This window comes from Vibrio sp. 1562 (assembly GCF_033340155.1).
Lineage (GTDB): Bacteria > Pseudomonadota > Gammaproteobacteria > Enterobacterales > Vibrionaceae > Vibrio > Vibrio alginolyticus.
The window spans coordinates 1-564 of record NZ_JAWOVY010000625.1 but is presented as its reverse complement, the minus strand read 5'-3'; the positions used below and the strand labels follow the sequence as shown (position 1 = coordinate 564).

At 45.9% G+C, this 564-nt stretch carries 1 protein-coding gene; it reads left to right on the top strand.

All coding sequences use genetic code 11. The features are described from left to right. Positions 1 to 564: M48 family metallopeptidase (locus R7Z49_RS26755; protein ID WP_318112696.1), on the top strand; the 564-nt coding region annotated here is incomplete at both ends.

Here is a 564-nt window from a genome sequence, read left to right as displayed (position 1 = left end):
GTTTTCAGATCAAGAAATGTCATCACTTGGTGCAAAATCCTTTGATCAAATGAAGAAGGATATTCCAATCAGTAAAGATAAAAAGACCAACGCTTACGTACAATGCGTAGCTAAGCAGATCACCAATGCCATTCCACCTCAAGCTGGTTTCAAAGATTGGGAGGTCGTGGTGTTTGATAGTGACCAAGTGAATGCGTTTGCGTTGCCAGGCGGAAAAATTGGTGTTTACACTGGCCTTCTCAAGGTAGCGAAAAACCAAGATCAGTTAGCAACGGTTATCGGGCACGAAGTGGCGCACGTTTTAGCAGAACACAGTAACGAGCGGCTGTCTCAAAGCCAGTTGGCCAATGCTGGGCTGTCGTTAGCTAATGTGGCAATTGGCGCATCTGAATACAAACAATATCAACAGCTCACTATGGCCGCGTTAGGTGTTGGTGTGCAGTACGGCGTGATTCTCCCTTATGGAAGAACGCAAGAGTCTGAAGCGGATATCGTTGGCTTAGAGTACATGGCGAAAGCTGGATTCAATCCCAATCAAAGCGTCGATCTGTGGAAAAACATGAG